We start from the raw sequence: 15,037 nt of genomic DNA, 5'->3' as shown, positions 1-15,037 counted from the left end.
CTGGGTTGAACCGGAGGCGTTTTTTTTGCGTCATCACAATCAGGAATCGCGCCGCAGATCCGGCGGAATCGGCAGGTCGTCCTTGAGCGGATCCGGGCGCTTGCCCTTGCCGGCCTGATGCTGGCGGATCTGGTAGACGTAGGCCAGTACCTGGGCGACTGCCAGATACAGGCCACTGGGAATTTCTTCTTCCAGTTCCGTGGAGTAATAGATCGAACGCGCCAACGCCGGCGACTCGAGAAGCATGACGTTGTTGGCCACGGCGATTTCGCGGATCTTCAGCGCCAGGAAGTCGCTGCCCTTGGCCAGCAGCATTGGCGCCCCACCCTTCTCGGCGTCGTACTTGAGCGCCACGGCGTAGTGGGTCGGGTTGGTGATGACCACGTCGGCATCCGGTATCGCGGCCATCATCCGCCGTTGCGACATCTCGCGCTGGACCTGGCGAATCCGTTGCTTGACCTCCGGCCGACCTTCCTGGTCCTTGTGCTCGTCGCGCACTTCCTGCTTGGTCATCTTGAGTTTTTTGATGCTCTCCCAGATCTGCACGGGCACATCGACAGCCGCGATGATGATCAACCCGCACGCCAGCCACAGCGAGCTCCAGCCCACCAGTTGCAGGCTGTGGATGATCGCCCGGTCCAGCGGCTCATGGGCGATGCGCAACAGGTCGTCGATGTCCGAGTTGAGCACCACCAGCGCCACGCCCAACGTGATGAGAAACTTGGCCAGCGCCTTGAGCAGCTCGATCACGGCCTTCATCGAGAACATCCGCTTGAGGCCCGCCGCCGGGTTCATCCGGCTGAACTTGGGTGCCAGCGAACCGGCGGCGAACAACCAGCCACCCAACGCGATCGGCCCGAGGAAAGCGGCCAGCAACAGGGTAATCATGATTGGCTGGATGGCCAGCAATGCCTGTAACCCGGAGTTCATCAGGAAGGTCGCCATGGAACGCTCATCCATGATCACTTCCCGCGACAGCGTGAAGTTCTGGCGCATCAGATCCATCAACTCCTGCGCCAGCATTCCGCCAAAAACCAGCAGCGCACCCGCACCGGCCAGCATGACCGCCAGGGTGTTGAGTTCCTTGGAACGCGCAATCTCACCCTTTTCCCGGGAGTCCTTTTTGCGCTTCTCGGTGGGGTCTTCTGTTTTGTCCTGACCGCTTTCGCTCTCAGCCATGACTCAGCGCGCCTTTGCCAGTTCGCGTAAAAACTGCAAGGCCTCGGTGGCCAGCGGTTGATACTGATTGAGAATGTCCGCCAGCCCGACCCAGACAATGAACAGGCCGAGCACCAGGGTCAGCGGAAAGCCGATGGAGAAAATGTTCAGCTGGGGTGCAGCGCGGGTCATCACGCCAAAAGCGATGTTGACCACCAGCAGCGCAGTGACCGCCGGCAGCACCAGCAATAACGCGGCGCCCAGCACCCAACCGAGTTTGCCGGCCAGCTCCCAGTAATGCGTGGTCATCAGCCCGCCGCCGACCGGCAGCGTGGTGAAGCTTTCGGTGAGCACTTCGAAGACCACCAGATGCCCGTTCATCGACAGGAACAGCAGGGTCACCAGCATCGTGAAGAACTGCCCGATCACCGCCACCGACACGCCGTTGGTGGGGTCGATCATCGACGCGAAGCCCATGCCCATCTGGATCGCGACGATCTGCCCCGCCACCACGAAGGCCTGAAAGAACAATTGCAAGGAGAAGCCCAGCACCGCACCCACGAGGATCTGCTCGGCAATCATCAGCAGACCGCTGAGATCCAGCGGGCTGACCGCCGGCATCGGCGGCAGGTTGGGCGTGATCACCACGGTGATCGCGAAAGCGAAGTACAGACGGATACGCCGGGGCACCAGCGTGGTTCCGAAGACCGGCATCACCATCAACATCGAGGCGACACGAAACAGCGGCAGCATGAACGTCGCCACCCAGGTACTGATCTGGGTGTCGGTCAGCTGAAGCAGCGATTGCATGGCTTAGCCGATGACCATCGGAATGTTTTTGTACAACTGCGTGATGTATTCCATGAACGTCTGTACCAGCCACGGGCCGGCGACGATCAGCGTTACCAGCATCACCAGCAGACGCGGCAGGAAGCTCAGGGTCTGTTCGTTGATCTGGGTGGCGGCCTGGAACATCGACACCAGCAGGCCCACCAACAGACTCGGGACCACCAGGATCGCCACCATCATGGTTGTCAGCCACAGGGCTTCGCGAAAGATGTCGACCGCTACTTCCGGCGTCATGGCGATACACCTCCGAAACTGCTGGCCAAGGTGCCGATGATCAGCGCCCAGCCATCCACCAGCACGAACAGCATGATTTTGAACGGCAGGGAAATGATCAGCGGCGAGAGCATCATCATACCCATCGCCATCAGCACGCTCGCGACCACCAGGTCGATGATCAGGAACGGAATGAAGATCATGAAGCCGATCTGGAACGCGGTTTTCAGCTCAGACGTCACGAACGCCGGCACCAGAATCGTCAGCGGCGCAGCATCCGGAGTGGCGATGTCGGTACGTTTGGACAGGCGCATGAACAGCTCCAGATCGCTGGAGCGGGTCTGGGCGAGCATGAAGTCCTTGATCGGCACCTGGGCCTTTTCCACTGCCTGCTGGGCAGTCAGCTTTTCCGCGAGGTACGGCTGCAAGGCATCGTTGTTCACCCGGTCGAACACCGGCGCCATGATGAACAGCGTCAGGAACAGGGCCATGCCGGTGAGGATCTGGTTCGACGGCGTCTGCTGCAAACCCAGGGCCTGACGCAGGATCGAGAAGACGATGATGATCCGGGTGAAGCTGGTCATCAGGATGACGGCGGCCGGAATGAAGCTCAGCGCCGTCATGATCAACAGGATCTGCAGGCTTACCGAGTACTCCTGCGCGCCCTCGGCGTTGGTGCCCAGCGTGATCGCCGGGATCGACAACGGATCGGCGGCAAACGCCAGCGGCGCGGCCAACATCAGGGCCAGGGTCAAGACGATGCGCAACGCACCCATTACTTCTTATCCTTCTGATCCTTGCCGAGGATCTTCAACAGATGCTGGGCAAATTCCGGAGTCGCTTTGTCGGCGGTGCTCGGCACCTCGACCGGCTCTTTGAGCACGTGCAGCGCAGTGATGGTTCCGGGGCTGAGGCCGAGCAGAATCTGCTCGTTGCCCACCTGCACCAGCATCAGACGGTCACGCGGCCCGAGCGCGCGGGATCCGATCAACTCGATCACCTGGCCCTTGCCGGCGGGACCTGCCTGCTGCACCCGGCGCAACAACCAGGCGAGGAAGAAGATCAACCCCAGCACCAGCAACAGCCCCAGCACCAGTTGCGTCAGCTGACCCGCCACGCCGCTGTTGACGGCCGGAGCAGCCGCCGCTGCGGTGGTCGCCACCGGCTCGGCCGCCAGCACGCTGAACGGCAACGCCAGCGCCAGACCGAACAAAGCCCCCAGAACCTTTTTCACTCAGCGCAGCTTCTTGATGCGTTCGCTCGGGCTGATCACGTCAGTCAGACGGATGCCGAACTTTTCGTTGACCACCACCACTTCGCCGTGGGCGATCAGGGTGCCGTTGACCAGCACGTCCAGCGGCTCACCGGCCAGACGATCAAGCTCGATCACCGAACCCTGGTTGAGTTGCAGCAGGTTGCGGATGTTGATGTCGGTGCTGCCCACTTCCATCGAGATCGACACCGGGATGTCGAGAATCACATCCAGATTCGGGCCGTCCAGCGACACCGGCTCGTTGCTTTTCGGCACGCTGCCGAACTCTTCCATCGGCAGACGGTTGGAGCCCGAAGCGCTGGCGTCGGCGGCCAGCAGCGCGTCGATGTCGGCCTGTCCGGCTTCACCGGTTTCTTCCAGGGCGGCAGCCCATTCATCGGCCAGTGCCTGATCGTCCTGGGTGTTCATATCGTCGTTCATCATTTGTCCTCGGCGGGCAAAAAACCGGTAAAAGAATCAGGGAGTGAGGGCGCCGCTTCAGCGGCGCTCGATCGGCTCGATCACCTGCAACGCGAGGTTGCCTTTGTGCGAGCCCATCTTGACCTTGAAGGCCGGCACGCCGTTGGCGCGCATGATCATGTCTTCCGGCATTTCGACCGGAATCACATCACCCGGCTGCATGTGCAGGATGTCGCGCAGTTTCAACTGGCGGCGAGCCACGGTGGCACCGATCGGCACGTCGACGTCGAGCACGTCCTGGCGCAGGGCATTGACCCAGCGTTCGTCCTGGTCGTCGAGGTCCGACTGGAAACCGGCGTCGAGCATTTCACGCACCGGCTCGATCATCGAGTACGGCATGGTCACGTGCAGGTCGCCGCCACCGCCGTCGAGTTCGATGTGGAACGTGGAAACCACGATCGCTTCGCTCGGGCCGACGATGTTGGCCATGGCCGGGTTCACTTCCGAGTTGATGTACTCGAAGTTGACTTCCATGATCGCCTGCCAGGCTTCTTTCAAATCGACGAACGCCTGCTCCAGCACCATGCGCACCACGCGCAGTTCGGTCGGGGTGAATTCACGCCCTTCGATCTTGGCGTGACGGCCGTCGCCGCCGAAGAAGTTGTCCACCAGCTTGAACACCAGTTTGGCGTCGAGGATGAACAGCGCGGTGCCGCGCAGGGGTTTGATCTTGACCAGGTTGAGGCTGGTCGGCACGTACAGCGAGTGCACGTATTCGCCGAACTTCATCACCTGTACGCCACCGACGGCAACGTCCGCCGAGCGGCGCAGCATGTTGAACATGCTGATACGGGTGTAGCGGGCAAAACGCTCGTTGATCATTTCCAGAGTCGGCATGCGTCCACGGACGATGCGATCCTGGCTGGTCAGGTCGTAGCTTTTGACACTGCCGGGTTCGGCAGCGTTATCGGTCTGTACCAGACCATCGTCGACGCCATGCAACAGCGCGTCGATTTCATCCTGGGACAGCAGATCCTGCACGGCCATGTCGTGTTCCTACTGCAGTACGAAATTAGTGAAAAGCAACTGTTCGATCACCACTTTGCCCAGCTCTTTCTGCGCCACTTCCTGGACGCTGGCTGTGGCCTTCTGGCGCAGCATCTCTTGACCGACCGGCGTCGCCAAAGTGGCGAAATCCTGACCGGAGAAGAGCATCACCAGGTTGTTGCGGATCACCGGCATGTGCACTTTGAGCGCTTCCAGATCCGCCTGATTGCGCGCCAGCATGGTGATGCTCACCTGCATGTAGCGCTGACGGCCGTTCTGGTTGTAGTTGGCCACGAAGGCCGGCGCCATCGGCTCGAAAATCGCCGGTTGCTTGCCGACCGGTGCCGCTTCGACGGCCGCCTGGGGCTTGCTCTGGGCACTGTGCATGAAGAACCAGGTCGCCCCCACGGACGTACCGATCGCCAGCAACAGACCCAGCACGATCATGATGATCAGCTTGAGTTTGCCTTTGGTTGCGGGGTCTTTTACTGCTGCAGCTTCGCTCTTCGCCATGCCAATAATCCGTCACTAATCGGGTTTTCACAGTCGCACGGCAAGGCAAGAGCAAGTGTTATGCCAGAAGTGTTGGAGGGGTAGACAGGGGCAGCGCAAACAACTGTGGGAGCGAGCTTGCTCGCGAAAGCGGCTTAACATTCAACACAGGTGTTGTTCGTCAAAAAGCCTTCGCGAGCAAGCTCGCTCCCACAGTTAATTTGCCTTGAATATCAGGCGTAGTAGTCGACGGCGCTGGAGCCGATCACGTGTGTGGCCGTAGCAGCCGCTTCAGCCATGGTCGCAGACGTCAACTCTTCTTCCGAAGAGTCCAGGCGACCACCAGCAGCACGGGTGCGCCCCGTCTGGCCTTGTTGCGCCTGCTCCTGGCCCTGGCCCTGCCAGCCACGGTTCTGGTCGGAAACATTGACGTCGACCTGGCCCATGCCTTGCTGGGTGAACATCTCGCGCAGGCGGTGCATCTGACCGTCGAGGGCTTCACGCACGCTCGGATGCGCACTCATGAAGGTCACCTGGGTCTGCTGGTCCGGCACCATGTTCACCCGAATATCCAGCCGTCCCAGCTCGGCCGGCTGCAACTGGATGTCAGCCGCCTTCAGGTTGTTGCTCGACAGGTACATGACGCGGTTGACCACTTCTTCGGTCCAGCCGTTCTGGTGCATGGCAATCGGCTGGTTCACCGGCACCGCGTTGGCGGTTTTCGGCGTGGCAGCCTGAGTCAGCGCCGCCAGACGGTTGGCGAAATCATCCACGCGGGTGTCGCTGGTGGCAGTCTTCAGGTCTTTCAGGCCGTCATCGATCAGACCGCTGAATGCCTTTTCGCCGCCCTGGCTGGTGCTGTCCTTGTCCGCCTGCACATCAAGCATGCTGGCCATGCCGGCAGCGAAGTTCTGCGCCGAGGTCAATTCACCGTCAGCCTGAGCCTGGGCCGGGGTGGCCTTGGGTTGAGACTGACTGGACGCGGAAATGTGCCCACTCTGCTCCATGGCCATGCGCACGGCAGGCAGCGAATCCAGCGGATCCGCCTCGGGGTCGAAAGCCGGGTCAGTGGCCGGTGCCGGATCCTTGACCATACCCGGCAATGCCGCCACGGCAGATTGATCGGCTGGCGGTTTCGCGGTGGCATCAACAACCGCAGTGGTCACCACTGGCGCAGTGACTACCGGCTCTACCGCCGCCACCAGTGTCGGATCCAAGGGCGCAGCCTCAACCACGGGAGTTGTCGCGGTGTCAGCGGTGTCGTCATCAGTAGCGGTCTTGTCGTCCGTTGCCGCCGTCGCCGGTTTGTCGGCGGGCAAGGCTTTGCCGCTATCGGCAACCGCCGGCGCCGGGGCGGCAGACTGATCCTTGCCCAGGTCTTTCTTGCCGCTGTTGTCAGCCACCTTGTCACGGGCAGGTTTTGCCGGATTGTCGATGCTCACCGAGGGTTTGTTCGGGCCTTGATCGGCGAACACCTGAGCGAAGCTGGAGGCCTTGTCCCCGGGCTCTGCGGCCACTGCCGATGATTTGGCCGAGGCAGCTTGCGCCTTGGCCTGGGCGGCGGTCTGAAGAAGAATGTTGGGGCTTGCAGGCATGGCACGGTCTCCGCTGCACTGGGATCGTAGGTACAGTTGGGATAGATGACTGCAAGTGCCGGGCCAGTTTCGTCAGAATTGCGACAAAACCGCCCGACGGCAGGTTCAGTGCGTCAGCGAGCGTTGCCGCTCGGCCACATAAACAGGCCGCACATCGGCGAATTCGCTATGGATATCGGCGACCAGCTTGATGATTTCAGATGGGCTTTTGTCTTTGGCATGCTGTTCCAGCTCCTGGCACAACACCGCAAGACGAATCGCGCCCATGTTGCTGCTGCTGCCCTTGAAGCTGTGCGCAACGGATGACAATGCATCGGCATCGGCAGTCTGCTGCAACTCCCGCAGGCGATTTTCGGAATCGGCAAGAAAGGTATCCAGCAGTTCCGGATAGCTGTCTTCCATCACTTCCCGCAGCGCGCTTAGCGCCTCGTGGTCCACATGTGTATCAGCCACTTGTTCACTCCTTGATCAAGAATGCGCGGATTATGCCAGAGCCTCCCAGAAAAACTCCACGCGAGCACTGCGACCATCGTCCGACCAGCTCGGGTTTTTGCTCAACTGCCGGATCAGACTGACACCGCGTCCCGACAGACGGACATCGTCGAGCGGCTGTTCCATCACGCGCGAGACATCGAATCCCTGGCCGCTGTCCTCGACCCGCACCACCAGACAACCGCCCTCGCCTTCCGGCCGCACCTGCAAATGCACGCGCACGTAACCGTCCTGCAAGGCCTCGAGGCGCGCATTGCGCTGCTCGTAATAACGGGCGAAACCTGAGGCATCGCGCTTGAGGCTCGAATCCAGACCCAGCACGCCATGTTCCAGCGCATTGGAATAAAGCTCGGCCAGCACGCTGTACAGTGCGCCACTCTGCGCCCGCAAGCCATGCACCTCAAGCAGCAACTGCAACAGGTAAGGCAGCGGATTGAAGCGTTTGAGCGTGGCACCGCGAAATTCGAAGCTCACCGACCAGTCCAGCGGACAGGACTGGCCACTGTCGGAATACACCGGCGCCGTTGGATTGACCTGCGCCATTTCCAGCAGGCTGACCTCGACCATGCTCACATCGTCCCGGGCCTGGCCGCGAAAGTCCTGCAACGCCTGCTCGATTTCCTCGAACAGCCGATCCGGCTGGCGATTGGCGGCGAACACCTTGTGCAAGCGCTCGACACCGAACAACTGATCGTTGGCATCGCAGGTGTCGATGACCCCGTCCGAGAGCAGGAATACCCGGTCACCCACCGCCATCGGGTGAACCTCGGTGCGGTCATCGAAGGTCTGCGGGCTGAGCACCCCCAACGGCAAGTGGCGTGCCGCCAGCGGCGTACGCTCCCCGGTGGCGAGGCAATGCAGATAACCGTCAGGCATGCCGCCGTTCCAGACCTCCACCGAACGTCGCTGAAAACTCAGGCACAACAGCGTGGCGCAACAGAACATGTCCACCGGCAGGATGCGCTTGAGCTTGGCGTTCATTTCCCGCAGGGTCTCGGGCAGACCGTAACCTTTGGCGGTCATGCCATAGAACACTTCGGCCAGCGGCATCGCGCCGACGGCCGCGGGCAATCCATGACCGGTGAAGTCACCGAGCAACACATGCATGTCGCCGGACGGGGTGTACGCGGCCAACAACAGATCGCCGTTGAACAGCGCATAGGGCGATTGCAGGTAACGGATGTTCGGTGCGCTCAGGCAACCGGAATGCGCGACCTTGTCGAATACGGCCTTGGCGACCCGTTGCTCGTTGAGCAGATAGTCGTGATGCCTGGCGATCAGGTCGCGTTGCTGAAGAACCGTGGCCTGCAAACGCCGCAAGCGATCCATCGCCTTGATTTTGGCGGCGAGGATCACCTGGTTGTAAGGCTTCGCCAGAAAGTCGTCACCGCCGGCCTCAAGGCAACGGGCCAGGGCTTCACTCTCGGTCAGCGAAGTGAGGAAGATGATCGGCACCAGGCTCTCACCCGCCAGCTTCTTGATCTGCCGCGCGGCTTCGAACCCGTCCATCACCGGCATCATGGCGTCCATCAGCACCAGATGCGGCTTTTGCCGGATAAACGCCTCGACCGCCTCCGCACCGTGGGTGGCCGTCAGCACTTCATGCCCCTGACGACGGACGATGGTCGACAACAGCAGCCGGTCGGCGGCACTGTCTTCGGCGATCAGGATTGTCAGCGGCTCTTGCGGCTGCATGGCCGTCAACTGATGTCGAACAGTTTGTCGAAGTTGGAGATGGCGAGGATTTTCTTCACGTCGGAACTGCTGTTGACCACGCGAATTTCCGAGTCGTCGCCACCGACGTGATCACGCAACAGAAGCAGCATGCCGAGTGCCGAACTGTCGAGATAAGTCGCCTCCTTGAGGTCGACAATCACCGACTCGGGCTGCTCTTTTTCGTAGGATTGGCGAAATTCCTGATGTTTGGCGAAATCGAATCGCCCCTTGACCGAAATCGTCAATTTTTTCTTGTCCGCAGAGACTTCTGTAACGACTGACATGTACTGGCTTCCTTGTCATTGACGAACGTGTACAAGGTTTAGCACTTGGAGGGGCCATGGGCAAGGCGCGATGGCGTCGGGATTTGTGCGAGATCTGCCCGTCAAAACGCCTCGTGGCGCGGCAAACGCTGGGACAATTCGTCCAGCAGCTTCTGTTCGCGCTTGTCTTCGGCGCGCTGCGCTTCTTCCATATAGCGTTGTACAAGCTTGCGCAGACCTTCGACCCGGGCGAATGCCTGCTGCCAGGCATCACGAGCCTTGTCCAGGTTGTTCTGGTGCCATTGCAGGCTCTGGCGCTGCTGATCGACAGCGGTGTCGAGTTGCGCGAGAAAGCCCTGAAAACCGAGCAGCCATTGCCCGGACACGCCGGTGCTGCCACGCACGATCCATTGTTCGGAGTAATCCAGACGGAAGGCATGCAAGTCGGCGAGTTTGCTCTCGGCCACTTTCACCTGCCCCTGAAAATAACCCAGGCGCTGCACGGCGGTTTTCTCGGCCTTCTCGGCCATGTCCACCACCGGCGCCAGACGCGCGGCTCGACTCAGGGCCATGACGGATTACCCGCCGGCCGCCGGGGCGAAAATCGTGCTGAGGTACGCCTCGCTTTCACCCAGACTGATGTTGTCGTTGAGACCCTGACGCAGATACCTGACCAGCTGCGGTTGAAGGGAAATGGCCGTGTCGGTTTCGCGGTCGCCGCCCGCGACATAGGCGCCGACGCTGATCAGGTCGCGACTCTGTTGATAGCGCGACCACAGCTGCTTGAAGTATTGCGCGCGAGTCATGTGTTCCGGCGACACCACCGCCGGCATCACCCGACTGATCGAGGCTTCGATATCGATGGCCGGGTAATGACCTTCCTCGGCCAGCCGCCGCGACAGCACGATGTGCCCGTCGAGTACACCCCGCGCGGAGTCGGCGATCGGGTCCTGCTGGTCATCGCCTTCGGACAATACGGTGTAGAACGCGGTGATCGACCCACCGCCCTTCTCCGCGTTACCGGCGCGCTCCACCAATTTCGGCAGTTTGGCGAATACCGACGGCGGATAACCCTTGGTCGCCGGCGGCTCGCCGATGGCCAGGGCGATTTCCCGCTGGGCCTGGGCGAAACGGGTCAGGGAATCCATCAGCAACAGGACGTTCTTGCCCTTGTCACGGAAATACTCGGCGATCCGCGTGCAATACATCGCCGCGCGCAGACGCATCAGTGGCGCATCGTCCGCCGGCGACGCCACCACCACGGAACGCTTGAGGCCTTCTTCACCGAGGATGTGCTCGATGAATTCCTTAACCTCACGACCCCGCTCACCGATCAAGCCGACGACGATGATGTCGGCTTCGGTGAAGCGGGTCATCATGCCCAGCAGCACCGATTTACCGACACCGGTACCGGCGAACAGGCCCAGACGCTGACCACGACCGACCGTCAACAAACCGTTGATGCAACGGATGCCGACATCCAGCGGCACGCTGATCGGGTCACGGTTGAGCGGGTTGATGGTCGGGCCGTCCATCGGCACCCAGTCTTCGGCCTTCATGCCGCCCTTGCCGTCCAGCGCACGTCCGGCGCCGTCCAGCACGCGACCGAGCATGCTCATGCCCATCGGCAGGCGACCGGTGTCAGCCAGCGGCACCACACGGGCGCCCGGCGCAATGCCGGCCACGCTGCCGACCGGCATCAGGAACACCTTGCTGCCGGAAAAGCCCATGACTTCGGCTTCAACCTGGGACGGGTGATAGGTGTCGTCGTTGATCACCATGCAGCGGGTGCCCATGGCGGCGCGCAGGCCTTCGGCTTCGAGCGTCAGGCCGACCATGCGCAGCAGGCGCCCTTCGAGGATCGGCGCGCCGGCGATTTCGGTGGCCTCGGCGTAAGTGCTCAGGCGCTTGGCGAAACTGGTGCGTTCAAGGCGCATCGGGGGCGTCCGCGAGCGGCTCTTCTGCGACCGGTGCCGGTTTTGGCGACTCCGGCAGGTCCAGGCTCAGGTCCGGCGCAGCCGGGTGCAGGGCCTGTTCGTGCAACTGGTCGAACAGCTTGGCCATGACCTGGCTGACGCGGGTTTCGATGCTGGCGTCGATCCGGCTGTGATCGGTCTCGACCCGGCAACCGCCCGGCAGCAGCGATTCATCCTCGACGATGCGCCAGGTTTCCTCATGACGTTCGCGCAAGGCTTTGACCTGTTCGAAATCCTGCGGATTGACGTACAGCCGCACATTGCCCACGCCCAGCGGCAACAGCTTGAGGGCGTCGCGCATGACGTGTTCGATCTGCGTCGAGTCGATGGCCAGTTCGCGCTGGATCACCTGACGGGCGATGTGCTGCACGAGGTCGACCAGCGACTTTTCAATCTGGGTGTCTTGCTCGGCGATGGGTTCGAAGAGGTGGCCCATCAGTTGCTCAAGGCTGTTGACCTTGGCCGTCAGGACCACTTCGGCTTCCTGGCGCACCTTGAGGGTGGCGCTGTGAAAGCCTTCCTTTTCGCCGATGGCGAAGCCCTCGTTGTAGGCTTCCTGACGGATGCTTTCGAGTTCTTCCAGAGTCAGTGGCTGGACCTCTTCCAGCGGCACTTCTTCCATTTCCGGCGGTTCAGGCTCCGGTTCCGGCTCGGGCTCCGGTTTCGGCGGGTCGAAGCTGGGCAAGGCCCAGGTATCGAAGCCGCGGACGTCCCGGGCACGGATCAGGTCCGTCACATCGTCGTCATGCTTGTCCATGGGCTTAGATCATTTCCTCGCCGCCCTTGCCACCGAGCACGATTTCTCCGGCTTCGGCCATACGGCGGGCGATGGTGAGGATTTCCTTCTGCGCGGTCTCCACGTCGCTGACGCGCACCGGGCCCTTGGCCTCGAGGTCGTCGCGCAGCAGTTCGGCGGCACGCTTGGACATGTTCTTGAAGATCTTCTCCTTGACGCCTTCGTCCGAACCCTTGAGGGCCAGCACCAGCACATCGGAAGACACTTCGCGCAACAGCGCCTGGATTCCGCGGTCGTCGACATCGGCCAGGTTGTTGAACACGAACATGAGGTCTTCGATCTGACCGGACAGGTCTTCGTCGACTTCGCGGATCGAGTCCATGAGCTGGCCTTCGATCGAGCTGTCGAGGAAGTTCATGATGTCCGCCGCCCGCTTGATGCCACCCAGGGTGGTGCGCGAGGCGTTCGAGTTGCCGGAGAACTGCTTCTCGAGGATCTGGTTCAACTCTTTCAGCGCGGCCGGCTGTACGGTGTTCAACGACGAGACGCGCAGGATGATGTCCAGACGCACCTTGTGGTCGAAGTTGCCCAGCACTTCACCGGCCTGATCCGGGTCGAGGTACGCGACCACGATCGCCTGGATCTGCGGGTGCTCGTAACGGATCACGTCGGCAACGGCGCGCGGCTCCATCCATTTCAGGCTGTCGAGGCCACTGGTGTTGCCGCCCAGCAGAATGCGGTCGATCAGGCCGTTGGCCTTGTCTTCACCCAGGGCCTGGGTGAGCATTTTGCGCACGTAGTCGTCGGAGCCGACGCCCAGGCTGGTCTGGTCGCCGACGATGTCGACGAACTCGCTCATGACCTGCTCGACCTGCTCACGGTGGACGTTGCCCATCTGGGCCATGGCCACACCCACACGCTGGACCTCTTTGGGGCCCATGTGGCGCAGCACTTGTGCGGCATCGGTCGAACCCAGGGACAGCAGCAGGATCGCGGCTTTATCGACCCGGGACAGTTTGGCGACGGCGGCTCGGTTATCACTCATCTGCGTTAATCCACTCTTTCACGACCTGGGCCACACGACCCGGATCTTCTGCCACCAGACTCTTGATTGCGTTCAACTGAGCGTCATAACCCTCGCTCGGGCTCGGCAGCAGGATGCTGGTCGGGCCGCCGAGGCTGACGCGATCGTTGGACAGTTCACCATCCAGACCGCCCATGCCACCGAGTTCCATGTCGCCGCCCAGACCGGCCAGCTCCTTGCTTTTGCCGCCACCGGTGATGTTGTTGAGCACCGGACGCAGCACGCCGAACACCAGCACCAGGATGAACAACACGCCCAGCACTTGTTTGACGATGTCCCAGAACCATGGCTGGGAGTAGAACGGAATGTCGGCGATCACTTCGCCGCGCTCGGCGGAGAACGGCATGTTGATCACGCTGACGCTGTCGCCACGGCTGGCATCGAAGCCGACGGCGTCCTGCACCAGACGGGTGAAGCGCGCCAATTCGTCGGCGCTCCACGGCGCACGGGTGGTTTCGCCGTTGGCCGGGTTGATCTTGACCTGATCGTCCACCACGACCGACACCGACAGGCGATTCAGGCGACCCTGCTGCTGTTTGGTATGGCTGATGGAACGGTCGAGCTCGAAGTTCTTGGTGGATTGTTGACGCTTGTCCGCCGGGTACGGCGCGAGCATTGGCTGGCCGGTGGCCGGGTCCATGATCTGCTGACCGTTGGCATCAACCAGTGGCTGGCCAGGTTGCACCATGCTCGCCGGGGCCGCTGCGCCACCGGTGGTTTGCGGTGCCGAAGCCGGCGACGGCGGCTGGTTGCTCAGGGCACCCGGCACACCTTGCGGGCCATTGCTGGCGGTGCGTTGTTCGTTGACCGACTGCTCGCTGCGCAGGGCCGGTTGATCCGGGTTGAACTGCTCGGCGGTCGATTCGACGGCACTGAAATCAATGTCGGCCGAGACTTCAGCCTTGTAGCGATCGTTGCCCAGTACCGGTTGCAGAATGTTGTGCACACGCTGGGTCAGCATGCTTTCCATGCGGCGGCTGTAATCGAACTGCTTGCCGGCCATGGTCATTTCGGCGTTTTCCGCCTGATCCGACAGCAGGTTGCCCTTCTGGTCGACGACGGTGATCTGCGATTTGCTCAGCTCGGGAACGGAGGTTGCCACGAGGTTGATGATGGCAACCACCTGGCCAGGCTCCAGCGAACGACCGGAGTACAACTCGACCAGTACCGAAGCGCTTGGCTTGCGTTCGTCACGCACGAACACCGAACTTTTCGGGATCGCCAGGTGAACGCGCGCGCCCTTGACGTTGTTCAGGCTGGAAATGGTGCGGGCCAGCTCACCTTCGAGGCCGCGACGGTAACGGGTCGCTTCCATGAACTGGCTGGTGCCCAGCCCCTGTTCCTTGTCGAGAATTTCAAAACCGATGTTGCCGTCGCTGGGAGTGACACCAGCGGCCGCAAGTTTCAGTCGCGCACGGGACAAGTCATCGGCCTTGACCAGCAAGGCGCCGGAGTTCGGTTCGACGGTGTAGGGAATGTCGGCGGAGGCCAGAGTGTCCATGACCTGCTTGGCGTCCATGCCGGCAAGGCTGCCGTACAGAGGCCGGTAGTCCGGTTGCTGCGACCACAGCACCACGGCAAAGCCAATCGCCACGCTCGCGGCCAGGCCGACCAACAGGCCCACCTGACGCAGCACGGTCATCTCGGAGAGGTTTTCCAGGAAGGACAGGCCGAACAGCGGCGGTTTGCCGTCTATCGGGGTGGCCTTGGCCGGAACGTTATCGGCGACTGCTTCTGCCATGAC

Annotated in this window: 17 protein-coding genes; all 17 read right to left on the bottom strand. The window is 61.7% G+C overall.

The window, feature by feature from the left end; translation table 11 throughout:
- Window positions 1-39: 39 nt before the first annotated feature.
- The 17 genes from flhB to fliF all read right to left on the bottom strand — a co-directional run bounded on the left by flhB (window position 40) and on the right by fliF (window position 15,034).
- Window positions 40-1,179, bottom strand: a complete 1,140-nt coding sequence (gene flhB, locus CAF73_RS17355) for a flagellar biosynthesis protein FlhB (RefSeq protein WP_085703347.1) — start codon at window positions 1,177-1,179, stop codon at window positions 40-42.
- A gap of 3 nt (window positions 1,180-1,182) precedes the next feature.
- Window positions 1,183-1,968 (bottom strand): flagellar biosynthetic protein FliR, encoded by a 786-nt coding sequence (fliR, locus tag CAF73_RS17350; protein WP_085699443.1) that lies wholly within the window; start codon window positions 1,966-1,968, stop codon window positions 1,183-1,185.
- A gap of 3 nt (window positions 1,969-1,971) precedes the next feature.
- Window positions 1,972-2,241 (bottom strand): flagellar biosynthesis protein FliQ, encoded by a 270-nt coding sequence (gene fliQ / locus CAF73_RS17345; RefSeq protein ID WP_007951951.1) that lies wholly within the window; start codon window positions 2,239-2,241, stop codon window positions 1,972-1,974.
- Entirely contained in the window at window positions 2,238-2,996 is a 759-nt protein-coding gene (gene fliP / locus CAF73_RS17340; protein ID WP_039765605.1) for a flagellar type III secretion system pore protein FliP, read from the bottom strand. The genes fliQ and fliP overlap by 4 nt, the downstream gene beginning before the upstream one ends.
- The gene (fliO, locus tag CAF73_RS17335; RefSeq protein ID WP_007951949.1) at window positions 2,996-3,454 is read right to left on the bottom strand and encodes a flagellar biosynthetic protein FliO; all 459 of its coding nucleotides are present in this window, start codon (window positions 3,452-3,454) and stop codon (window positions 2,996-2,998) included. Before fliO ends, fliP begins: the two co-directional genes overlap by 1 nt.
- Window positions 3,455-3,913, bottom strand: a complete 459-nt coding sequence (gene fliN / locus CAF73_RS17330) for a flagellar motor switch protein FliN (protein ID WP_085699447.1) — start codon at window positions 3,911-3,913, stop codon at window positions 3,455-3,457.
- Between the two features lie 57 nt (window positions 3,914-3,970).
- Window positions 3,971-4,939, bottom strand: a complete 969-nt coding sequence (fliM, locus tag CAF73_RS17325) for a flagellar motor switch protein FliM (protein ID WP_003222890.1) — start codon at window positions 4,937-4,939, stop codon at window positions 3,971-3,973.
- Window positions 4,940-4,948: 9 nt separating this feature from the next.
- Entirely contained in the window at window positions 4,949-5,452 is a 504-nt protein-coding gene (fliL, locus tag CAF73_RS17320) for a flagellar basal body-associated protein FliL (protein WP_085703346.1), read from the bottom strand.
- A gap of 212 nt (window positions 5,453-5,664) precedes the next feature.
- Window positions 5,665-7,026, bottom strand: a complete 1,362-nt coding sequence (locus CAF73_RS17315; protein WP_085703345.1) for a flagellar hook-length control protein FliK — start codon at window positions 7,024-7,026, stop codon at window positions 5,665-5,667.
- Window positions 7,027-7,131: 105 nt separating this feature from the next.
- Window positions 7,132-7,479 carry an Hpt domain-containing protein gene (locus CAF73_RS17310; RefSeq protein WP_085699453.1) on the bottom strand — a complete coding sequence of 116 codons (348 nt, stop codon included), beginning with the start codon at window positions 7,477-7,479 and terminating at the stop codon, window positions 7,132-7,134.
- Between the two features lie 30 nt (window positions 7,480-7,509).
- Window positions 7,510-9,213: a fused response regulator/phosphatase gene (locus CAF73_RS17305; protein WP_085703344.1), complete on the bottom strand. Its 1,704-nt coding sequence runs from the start codon at window positions 9,211-9,213 to the stop codon at window positions 7,510-7,512.
- 5 nt (window positions 9,214-9,218) lie between these two features.
- A complete protein-coding gene (locus tag CAF73_RS17300; protein ID WP_011333053.1) occupies window positions 9,219-9,518 on the bottom strand; it encodes an STAS domain-containing protein in 300 nt (99 codons plus the stop codon).
- Window positions 9,519-9,619: 101 nt separating this feature from the next.
- Window positions 9,620-10,069 (bottom strand): flagellar export protein FliJ, encoded by a 450-nt coding sequence (fliJ, locus tag CAF73_RS17295; RefSeq protein ID WP_085699457.1) that lies wholly within the window; start codon window positions 10,067-10,069, stop codon window positions 9,620-9,622.
- A 6-nt stretch (window positions 10,070-10,075) separates the two neighbouring features.
- The gene (gene fliI, locus CAF73_RS17290) at window positions 10,076-11,434 is read right to left on the bottom strand and encodes a flagellar protein export ATPase FliI (protein ID WP_085699459.1); all 1,359 of its coding nucleotides are present in this window, start codon (window positions 11,432-11,434) and stop codon (window positions 10,076-10,078) included.
- Complete coding sequence (gene fliH, locus CAF73_RS17285) at window positions 11,424-12,230, bottom strand: flagellar assembly protein FliH (RefSeq protein WP_085699461.1); 807 nt, start codon at window positions 12,228-12,230, stop codon at window positions 11,424-11,426. The genes fliI and fliH overlap by 11 nt, the downstream gene beginning before the upstream one ends.
- Window positions 12,231-12,234: 4 nt before the next feature.
- A complete protein-coding gene (fliG, locus tag CAF73_RS17280; protein WP_007958288.1) occupies window positions 12,235-13,254 on the bottom strand; it encodes a flagellar motor switch protein FliG in 1,020 nt (339 codons plus the stop codon).
- Complete coding sequence (fliF, locus tag CAF73_RS17275) at window positions 13,247-15,034, bottom strand: flagellar basal-body MS-ring/collar protein FliF (RefSeq protein ID WP_085699463.1); 1,788 nt, start codon at window positions 15,032-15,034, stop codon at window positions 13,247-13,249. Before fliF ends, fliG begins: the two co-directional genes overlap by 8 nt.
- Window positions 15,035-15,037 lie beyond the last annotated feature (3 nt).

Origin of the sequence: Pseudomonas sp. B15(2017), from assembly GCF_002113215.1 — a bacterium.
Lineage (GTDB): Bacteria > Pseudomonadota > Gammaproteobacteria > Pseudomonadales > Pseudomonadaceae > Aquipseudomonas.
Note: the sequence above shows the minus strand (reverse complement) of the source record. Positions and strands in the feature narration are given on the sequence as shown.

Coding starts and splice junctions, on each gene's coding strand:
- flhB (WP_085703347.1), bottom strand. CDS start 1,179: ATGGCTGAGAGCGAAAGCGGTCAGGACAAAACAGAAGACCCCACCGAG.
- fliR (WP_085699443.1), bottom strand. CDS start 1,968: ATGCAATCGCTGCTTCAGCTGACCGACACCCAGATCAGTACCTGGGTG.
- fliQ (WP_007951951.1), bottom strand. CDS start 2,241: ATGACGCCGGAAGTAGCGGTCGACATCTTTCGCGAAGCCCTGTGGCTG.
- fliP (WP_039765605.1), bottom strand. CDS start 2,996: ATGGGTGCGTTGCGCATCGTCTTGACCCTGGCCCTGATGTTGGCCGCG.
- fliN (WP_085699447.1), bottom strand. CDS start 3,913: ATGAACGACGATATGAACACCCAGGACGATCAGGCACTGGCCGATGAA.
- fliM (WP_003222890.1), bottom strand. CDS start 4,939: ATGGCCGTGCAGGATCTGCTGTCCCAGGATGAAATCGACGCGCTGTTG.
- fliL (WP_085703346.1), bottom strand. CDS start 5,452: ATGGCGAAGAGCGAAGCTGCAGCAGTAAAAGACCCCGCAACCAAAGGC.
- CAF73_RS17315 (WP_085703345.1), bottom strand. CDS start 7,026: ATGCCTGCAAGCCCCAACATTCTTCTTCAGACCGCCGCCCAGGCCAAG.
- CAF73_RS17305 (WP_085703344.1), bottom strand. CDS start 9,213: ATGCAGCCGCAAGAGCCGCTGACAATCCTGATCGCCGAAGACAGTGCC.
- CAF73_RS17300 (WP_011333053.1), bottom strand. CDS start 9,518: ATGTCAGTCGTTACAGAAGTCTCTGCGGACAAGAAAAAATTGACGATT.
- fliJ (WP_085699457.1), bottom strand. CDS start 10,069: ATGGCCCTGAGTCGAGCCGCGCGTCTGGCGCCGGTGGTGGACATGGCC.
- fliI (WP_085699459.1), bottom strand. CDS start 11,434: ATGCGCCTTGAACGCACCAGTTTCGCCAAGCGCCTGAGCACTTACGCC.
- fliH (WP_085699461.1), bottom strand. CDS start 12,230: ATGGACAAGCATGACGACGATGTGACGGACCTGATCCGTGCCCGGGAC.
- fliG (WP_007958288.1), bottom strand. CDS start 13,254: ATGAGTGATAACCGAGCCGCCGTCGCCAAACTGTCCCGGGTCGATAAA.
- fliF (WP_085699463.1), bottom strand. CDS start 15,034: ATGGCAGAAGCAGTCGCCGATAACGTTCCGGCCAAGGCCACCCCGATA.